The following is an 8,607-nucleotide window of genomic DNA, read 5'->3' on the forward strand; positions in this document are numbered from 1 at the left end:
TTAGAAGGTGAAAGAATTTCAAAGACCACTTGAGGAGCGATATTATCTTCTTGCCATTGTTTATAGGAACCCCTTCTTCCTTTCGGACGACCAAATACTACCATAACATCGGGAGCAACCGGTCCAGTAATTTTCTTATCTTGGACAGGATACCAGAGCAGAACCCCCGCAATAAAAACCTGAGGGGAATTAGCAAAGAGAATCTCAAGGTTTTCTTTGATTTTCACGATCCATTCGTATTGTTCGGTATTATCGGCCATAGGTTTACCGTCACTATCGGGGTATTCAATATCTGGATCAATAGCTGGTGTAAAGGTCATAATTTCTGCTCTGAGGTTATTGGTCTGAAAATTAAATTCTAGCAGTGAGGTTATCTTTCCCTTCTAGTCCCAAAATAACATCGTCAATAAGGTTGCTCAAAATATTTGTGTACTTTTGTTAAAAAGGAAAAGTTTTTTTGACAAAAAGAACAACTTGTGCTATGAGATAAATCTCTAACTTGACAAAAATTCCCCAGACTAGAAGCTGATCGAGGATAGCGATCGAGCGTTATAATCGAGCCATTACCCCGCGCTCCCGGTCGGGATGAGAAATCTATGATGACCGCTCTCTACGAAGAAGATTTTGTTCTCTGGACGGAAAAAACCGCCGAACTGTTAAAGCGAAAAGAGTTTGACCGGGTGGACTGGGAAAACCTGATCGAAGAGGTGGAGTGTATGGGAAAAAGCGACAGACGGGCTGTAGAGAGTTTGTTAACTCAATTATTAATCCATCTCCTGAAACTATCCTATTGGGAATCGGAAAAAGAACGGAATGCCCGTCATTGGCTCGAAGAAATCGCCAATTTTAGGGTTCAATTGGAAAGAAAGGTAGATAGTCCGACTCTCGCCAATCATCTGCGGGACACTTTCGAGACAGCCTACTCTGATGCCAGAAAATCCCTGATTAACGCGCGGATAGTCGATAAAAATGCGATTCCCCTAGAGTCTATATTCACTCTCCAACAGGTATTAGACGGGGACTGGTTCCCGATCGATATCGAACCTTTTTTGGAAACCCGTCCATAAATTGCAGTCATATCCCCGCAAAAAGATTAGGATTATCCGCGAATATAACCGAATATGCAAGATATAGAGCAAATCCGCCGCCAACTCATCGAACGCTACCAAAAATTATCGACACTAGATCAGGTGATCGTCCGTTTTTTTTCCCTAATCTATGAACCGATCGCCCGCAGCACTTTTCTAGACTGTTTAAATCAAGCTCATTACCGCGACGAGAACAACCGGCGATTTAACGGCCAAACCCTGAAATCCCATTTAGATCTCCTCCTAGAAGCGGAAGTGATCACCCAGGACAAAGGCTACGGGCCGCGCTGTCATCCCCTCCTCGTCGAGATTGCCAGCCGTGATAGCATTAGCAAGGGAGAATTCAAGCGTTTTGCCGAGATTATCAAGGCAAAACTGCCGCAGCCCCGAACTCGTTGGGATGAAAGCCTAGTTTTTCAGGGAAAAGAGCAATTAATCCGAGAAATCCGTCTGGCCATCTATCGTCAGGATTTCGACTCGGTCGAACAACAAATCGCCGATTATCAGAAAACCAGCTATTCTTCCCCAAAAACCAGCCTAGAAGACCTTCTTATCCTCATCTACGATAACCCCTTCGATGGGGATTGGTTACGGACGCAACCGATCAAATTTCAAGCCATAGCACTAAATAGCATTCTTGTCAAGGCTTTTGAAAAAATAACTCGCGCCGATGGGGCTTTTTCCCTCCTAGAAGAACTCTGTCAAGACCAGACCAGTGTTTCCGAAGCCCATTTGTGGCTCGAACAGGCAATCATCCGAGGACAAAGCGATAAAGTGCGTCGGTATCTCGATCGCCCCTTCCCGGAAAGCCAAGCAGCAGCAATCGGGGCGATACGGGGTTGGATTGCCTTTCTGGGCGGGGAAAACAGCAAAGCGATCCAAGAATATACCCTCGCCCTTAAAGCCCTAAAAAAAGCCAAAGGAAAACAAAAAATCTATTTTTCTTCGATTAGCGGCTTCTCCTTTATTTTCGCCCTCCTCAAAGAAGGAACCCCCGAACGTCTCGCCGAGGCCGCCAGCTATACCAGTTGGGTGACGCGTCAAAACGATCATCCTTTCAGTCCTATCTATGCCCGTCTGGAAAAAATCATCGCTGCCCGTCAGGGAGATATGCAGGCCAAAGACGCAATCATCGACGCGACGATCAATCCCTACCAAATGGGCCAGGGTCTAGAGACTCTTATCTGTAGTATCTGTCTCTACTGGATGAGCAGCGACATCGCTAAAAAACATCTGCCCCGCCTACTCTTGCCCCTCTACAAAGATGCCAAGGCGGCCGGCTACCATTGGTTAGCCCTAGAAACCGGGGCCCTACTGTCCCGACTCGATCGAGCGCCGGAAGCGGAGGTGGTTATAAAATGGCATCTCCCTTCCCCCCTGGTAGATGCGATCGAACCCCAAGAAGCTTGGCAACTGTGCCTGAATGCCTTGACTAATCTGTGCGCGCCAACACCAACCCCGGGTAAATCTAACCCCGTCGTCCGCCTTGCTTGGTTTCTCACTATCCATTCCGAGGATTATTTCCTGCAACCAAAAGAACAGAAACTCGACGCGCGGGGTAATTGGAGTCGCGGCCGTCCCGTCTCCCTTAAACGTCTGCGAAAAACTGGAGAAATTGACTATTTAACCCCGCAAGACCTGAAAATTTGCGCCCATATCTTCGTGGAATCCAGTTACTATGGCCAGAACGAGTATCACTTTGAGCGCCGGGCCATTATCGAACTGATCGGTCATCCCCTGGTGTTCTGGGAAGATTCCCCCGGAACGCGGGTAGAAATCGTCGCTGGGGAACCGGAATTGCGAGTAAGAAAGGGAAAATCGGGTAAATTAATCCTGTCTTTACTGCCCGATCTCAGCGATCGCCAAGAAGTGCTGATTTGGAAAGAAACCCCCACTCGCGTTAAGGTAATCGAAGTCAAGCCGGAACACCGAAGCATCGCCGACATTATCGGCAAAAGCAACCGCCTAGAAGTCCCCGACAAGGGCCGGGAAAAAGTCCTGGCTGCGATCAATTCCCTGTCCGGGATAGTGACAGTACATTCCGATATCGGGGGAGGAAAAGCAGCCCGGTCAGTGGCAGCCGATAGTCAACCCCGGATTCATCTCTTACCGGCCGGAGAGGGTTTAAAAGTGGCGGTTCTCAGCCGTCCTTTTGGGGCAGCCGGTCCCTACTTCCAGCCTGGAAAAGGGGGAGAAACAGTAATCGCCGAGATCGAGGGGGAACGGCTGCAAACCACTAGGGATCTGGCCCTAGAGAAAAAACTGGCCCAAACAGCGATCGATTCTTGTCCGATCCTGATCAGTTTCGAGGAAGAAAATGGGGAATGGCGGCTAGAAAATCCAGAGGATTGTCTAGATCTACTGCTGGAATTGCGGGAATTAAGCGATAGCGTCCTTGTGGAATGGCCGGAAGGGGAAAAATGGCGGGTGACGCGTCAGCTTCGATTACAGGACCTACACCTAAATATCCACAGTCAACGGGATTGGTTTGCGGTCAGTGGGGAACTGCACCTAGAGGAGAAATCGGTGCTGAGTATGCAGGAGTTGATGAAATTGCTAGAGGGATCGCCGGGGCGGTTTATTCCCCTCGGAGATGGTCAATTTCTCGCCCTAACCGAGGCATTTCGGGAACGGTTACAGGAAATGCGCGCTTTCTCGGAAAAGTCCGGCGACGGTTTGCGGTTTCATCCCTTCGCTGCCCCGATTCTCTCGGAACTCAGCGAGGAAGTGGGACAACTCAAGGCCGATAAACGTTGGCGCGATAATTTACAACGCTTTCAGGAGAGTCAGGATTTTACCCCAGAAGTCCCCTCAACTCTACAGGCAGAATTGCGCGACTATCAACTGGAAGGCTTTCGCTGGTTAGCTAGGCTGGCCCAGTGGGGGGCCGGGGCCTGTTTGGCCGATGATATGGGATTAGGGAAAACTTTACAGGCCCTAGCAGTGATCCTAACCCGCGCCTCGGAGGGACCGACTTTAGCGATCGCCCCTACTTCAGTATGTTTGAACTGGATCAGTGAGGCGGAAAGGTTCGCACCTACCTTAAATATCATCCAATTGGGTACAGGCGATCGGCAAGCACTACTCGATCGACTGCAACCTTTTGATCTGTTGGTCTGTAGCTATGGGTTATTACAGCAGGAAGAAGTGGCTACCATGTTGGCCGGGGTGGAATGGCGAACAATCGTTCTCGATGAGGCCCAAGCGATTAAGAATTTCTCCACCAAGCGATCGAAAGCAGCGATGAATCTGCGGGGGGATTTTAAACTAATCACCACGGGAACACCGATCGAGAATCATTTAGGGGAATTATGGAATCTTTTCCGTTTTATCAACCCCGGATTGTTGGGATCCTTGGAAAGTTTTGATCGCCGTTTCGCCACCCCGATCGAAAAATACGGCGATAAAACCGCTCGCGAACAGTTAAAAAAACTGGTGCGGCCTTTCCTTCTCCGGCGCACTAAAAACCAAGTTCTGGCGGAATTACCGCCCCGTACCGAGATTTTAGTCCCGATCGAGTTAAGCGTCGAGGAGAAGGCGTTTTACGAGGCCTTACGGCGGCGTGCTTTGGAGAAATTAAGCGAGAGTGACAGTACCGCCGGAGCGAAACATCTCCAGGTACTGGCAGAGATTATGAAATTACGCCGGGCCTGCTGTCACCCGCAGTTAGTGGCTCCAGATTTGGATTTAGCCGGCTCGAAATTGTCCCGTTTCGGGGAAATTCTGGATGATTTATTGGATAATCAGCATAAAGCGTTGGTGTTTAGTCAATTTGTCGATCATTTAGCGATTATCCGCAGTTATCTCGATCAAAGACAGATAAAATATCAATACCTCGATGGTAGTACCCCAGCCAGCGATCGGCAGAAACAGGTGAAAGCGTTTCAAGCGGGGGAAGGGGACGTATTTTTAATTAGTTTAAAAGCCGGGGGGACAGGATTAAATCTCACCGCAGCCGATTATGTTATCCATCTTGATCCCTGGTGGAATCCCGCAGTGGAGGATCAGGCCTCCGATCGCGCTCACCGCATCGGCCAAAAACGTCCGGTGACGATTTATCGCTTAGTGGCCAAGGATACGATCGAGGAAAAAATTGTCGATCTGCACCACCATAAACGCGATCTCGCCGATAGTTTATTGGAGGGAACCGACGCCAGCGGCAAGCTATCCACTGACGAATTATTGCGCTTAATGGCCGAGGGATAGTAGGACTGCAAAGTTTTTCGTGGGGGCAGGGTGTGGGGTTTTACCGATTTTGAGGTAGTCAGTTACCTAATTTTCAGGGAAAAAGTCCAGGAATTTTACCCCCGATCCCTCCAATGGTCGGCACTTTTTGAGGGAAAAAAAGTCTAAAAACCTTGTTGGGGAGGAATAGATAATCAGTTTTTAATAACCGGATTTAGTATTAGACGGGGATTGGTTGGCCATGCCTATAGAAGCTTTTCTGGAAACCCGCCCATAAAAAAATTTTCACTATTTTATGCCAATTCAACTAACTTTATCTACCGTATAGATAGAGATTTTTCCTAGTAATTACCATCCTGATAATAACTACCTGAGATCGATCAAAATGGGATTTAATAAAAATAAGGCCGCATGACTAGCCATTTCTGCTGATAAATAAATCTTTTTATATTTAATAATCCCCGTTTCTAGAAAAGAATCCCTTAACATTGCTTTTGTCCCACTATTAAAATCCGCTTCGTAAAAAACTTCTTTAATTCCCGAAGAAATAATTAGTTTTAAACAGGAAATACAGGGTTCTAAAGTAACGTAAATACTAGCTCCTTGGGTAGAAATACCGTGTTTGGCCGCTTGAGCGATCGCATTAGCTTCGGCATGAATTGCCCGAGAGGGAATTTCTCCGGATTCTCGACAGGTTCCCAAACCGGGATAACAAAAACCCTGGGCAGTACAATGAACCGTTCCCGATGGAGAACCATTGTAACCCGTGGCTAAAACCTGCCGATCTTTGACAATTACCGCACCGACGGGAAAAGCTAAACAGGTGGATCTGGTGGCGGCTAATTTAGCGATCATTAAAAAGTATTCGTCCCAAGTCGGTCTTTTTTCTTCAGAGTTGATCACGGTTTCATACCAAGCTAGAAAAAGCAAAAAAGATGGGGTTCTCTCTGATAGCTTATCATTAGATGACCTCTAAAAATTAAGAACGGGATCAGGTTAATAATTCCTGTTGAATGCGACGCAAATTTTCGATTCTTGCCTCGGTGGATGGGTGAGTAGCGAATAAATTAGCCAGAAACTGCCCCGAAAAAGGACTGCTAATTAACAGGGGTTCAAAGGCAGGATTGGCATTTAAGGGCATTTGACGACCGATCAATTCTAAACGGGTTAAAGCCCTGGCTAAAGCTTCGGGATTCTCGGTCAAGCGAGCGGAACCAGCATCGGCCTCGAATTCTCTGGTACGAGAGATAGCCATCTGAATCACAGTGGCGGCAAGGGGGGCGAGAAAGATGGTAAGTAGCAAACCGATGGGATTGCCCCCTTGACGATGGCGAGAATTGCCAGCAAACAGGAAACCATAACTCAGCATTCTGGCGAGGTAGGAAATCGCCCCGGCAACGGTGGCCGCAACAGCTTGGGTTAAGGTATCCCGGTTACGCACATGAGTTAATTCGTGGGCGATAACTGCTTCTAATTCGTCGGCGGGCAGCAGGTTTAAAATCCCCTCGGTAACGGCGACGGCGGCGTGTTCGGGATCTCTGCCGGTGGCGAAAGCATTAGCGGCGGGGGTGGGGACGATATAGAGTTGCGGCGTGGGAATATTGGCTTGACGAGAGAGGTTTTCTACCATTTGGTAGAGTTCGGGGGCTTGTTGGCGGCTGACTGGTTGGGCTTGGTAAGCGGCCAGAGCAATGCGATCAGAATAGTACCAAGAACCGATATTAGTAATGGCGGCGATTACTAAACCAATTAAAGCACCGCCCTGACCACCGATCGCGTAGCCAATAGCGACAAGTAAACCGGCTAGTAAACCCAATAAAGCAACAGTTTTAAGCTGATTCATCTTTATTTATCCTAGTAAGTGAGAGGTATAAAAGATGTGGGGAGACCTTTCAGTTATCAGTAATCAGCAATCAGTAATCAGTGATCGGTGAATAATATTACTTAAAACTCATGACCTTAGTTAGTCAATAGTGGTTAGTGGTTAGTAGTCACCAGCCTCTTCTAACTACTCACTGCTCACTGCTCACTGATTAAGGACTAGCATAAAAACCGAAAAAAAGCTCTAAATTTAATAATAATTTAAATAATTTGACTGCTTGAGAATAATTGAGATTTTGGCTGATAGCCAAACCCTGACGGCTGGCCAAATAACAGAAATTCTTAAGAAGCTAAAGGGTTTAAATCCCCAGAGAGGGCATTGTAGAATAAAGCGGTTAGTTATCTACTAGAAGAGAGGACTTTTCCGTCCTAGCGACGCAATTCTCTGCAAATCTTGAACCCAAATTGCCAAGGAGACTGAATTTTAATGTCTGTTAATTTTCTGGGAGTGGGTTTGTTTCACCATCTCCTTACCCCTTATCTCGCCCTCCATATTCCCGACGGCTTTTTGAGTCCACCGGTGAGTCTATTTACTTGGATAATTGCCGTTGTCCTGATTGGCTTTTCTCTCAAAAAAGTGCGCGGCCACTACGCTGAACGGGCTGTACCTTTGATGGGAGTTTGTGCCGCCTTTATTTTTGCCGCCCAGATGATTAATTTTCCCATTCCGGGGGGAACCTCCGGACATTTGTTAGGGGGGACTCTGGCGGGGGTTCTGCTCGGTCCCTGGGCGGGTTCTCTGGTGATGGCGGTGGTTTTTATCGTTCAAGCTTTATTTTTTCAAGATGGCGGTTTAACGGTTTTAGGGGCGAATATCGTCAATATGGGTTTGATCGGGACGTTTGGCGGTTATTATCTCTATCTAGGGATTAGGAAAGCCCTTGGTTTTAATAGTTGGCGCAGTATGGCGATCGCTATTGCCGTAGCTGCTTGGACAAGTGTGGTGGTGGCGGCGTTAGCTTGCGCCCTGCAATTGGCTTTATCTGGCACTGTACCGCTTTTAGTCGCCCTTTTTGCCATGTTATCTTGGCATATCCTCATCGGTATCGGGGAAGCGGTGATTACGGTTTTCGCTGTCGGTTATATCTGGCGAACCCGTCCCGATCTTCTCTACGATCCGCCCCATTCCGTTAATACTTTTGTTTCTCCTTCCTAAGCTTCTCGTCAATAAAGCAATTAAGTCGATGAATATTCGCAGAAATAGGCAATTTTTTCTGATTGGCTTGGTATTATACCTAATTATCGCCGTTTTTCTTTCTCCCTTTGCCAGTCCCGATCCCGACGGACTCGATCGAGTGGCGGAAGACTTACAATTTAGCCAAAAAGAAGACCCCAACGCCCTTGGTAATCAATTACCCTCCGCCCGAATTTTTGATGGTTATGCCCTCAAAGGTGTTCCCGAAGGTGTCGCCACTCCCCTCGCCGGTTTTCTGGGAACTCTTGCCACTTTCGG

7 protein-coding genes are annotated in these 8,607 nt (G+C 47.6%); 4 read left to right on the plus strand and 3 right to left on the minus strand.

The genetic code is table 11. The annotated features are described in order from the left end of the window. Positions 1–320, minus strand: a 320-nt coding sequence (locus tag EWV66_RS00635) for a Uma2 family endonuclease (RefSeq protein WP_287115877.1), incomplete at its 3' end; no start/stop codon positions are given. Between the two features lie 276 nt (positions 321–596). On the opposite strand from EWV66_RS00635, the gene EWV66_RS00640 reads away from it, so the two are divergent. Beyond that, complete coding sequence (locus tag EWV66_RS00640) at positions 597–1,067, plus strand: DUF29 domain-containing protein (protein ID WP_052276433.1); 471 nt, start codon at positions 597–599, stop codon at positions 1,065–1,067. Positions 1,068–1,121: 54 nt separating this feature from the next. Next, the gene (locus EWV66_RS00645; RefSeq protein ID WP_287107521.1) at positions 1,122–5,294 is read left to right on the plus strand and encodes a DEAD/DEAH box helicase; all 4,173 of its coding nucleotides are present in this window, start codon (positions 1,122–1,124) and stop codon (positions 5,292–5,294) included. A 345-nt stretch (positions 5,295–5,639) separates the two neighbouring features. On the opposite strand, the gene EWV66_RS00650 is transcribed toward EWV66_RS00645, so the two are convergent. Then, entirely contained in the window at positions 5,640–6,176 is a 537-nt protein-coding gene (locus EWV66_RS00650) for a deoxycytidylate deaminase (protein WP_072927358.1), read from the minus strand. An 88-nt stretch (positions 6,177–6,264) separates the two neighbouring features. After that, a complete protein-coding gene (locus EWV66_RS00655) occupies positions 6,265–7,116 on the minus strand; it encodes a zinc metalloprotease HtpX (RefSeq protein ID WP_052276434.1) in 852 nt (283 codons plus the stop codon). A gap of 465 nt (positions 7,117–7,581) precedes the next feature. On the opposite strand from EWV66_RS00655, the gene EWV66_RS00660 reads away from it, so the two are divergent. Together EWV66_RS00660 and EWV66_RS00665 are read left to right on the plus strand one after the other, a co-directional pair. Then, on the plus strand, positions 7,582–8,310 hold the full coding sequence (locus tag EWV66_RS00660) for an energy-coupling factor ABC transporter permease (protein WP_072927356.1): 729 nt from the start codon (positions 7,582–7,584) through the stop codon (positions 8,308–8,310). Between the two features lie 28 nt (positions 8,311–8,338). Then, the coding region (locus tag EWV66_RS00665) for a PDGLE domain-containing protein (protein WP_287107519.1) at positions 8,339–8,607 on the plus strand (269 nt) is incomplete at its 3' end.

The sequence above is a fragment of the Microcystis sp. M_OC_Ca_00000000_C217Col genome, assembly GCF_007095585.1.
Classification (GTDB): domain Bacteria; phylum Cyanobacteriota; class Cyanobacteriia; order Cyanobacteriales; family Microcystaceae; genus Microcystis; species Microcystis panniformis.

Bases quoted from the DNA above. Each gene is read 5' to 3' on its own strand.
- EWV66_RS00640 (WP_052276433.1), top strand. From the start codon at position 597: ATGATGACCGCTCTCTACGAAGAAGATTTTGTTCTCTGGACGGAAAAA.
- EWV66_RS00645 (WP_287107521.1), top strand. From the start codon at position 1,122: ATGCAAGATATAGAGCAAATCCGCCGCCAACTCATCGAACGCTACCAA.
- EWV66_RS00655 (WP_052276434.1), bottom strand. From the start codon at position 7,116: ATGAATCAGCTTAAAACTGTTGCTTTATTGGGTTTACTAGCCGGTTTA.
- EWV66_RS00660 (WP_072927356.1), top strand. From the start codon at position 7,582: ATGTCTGTTAATTTTCTGGGAGTGGGTTTGTTTCACCATCTCCTTACC.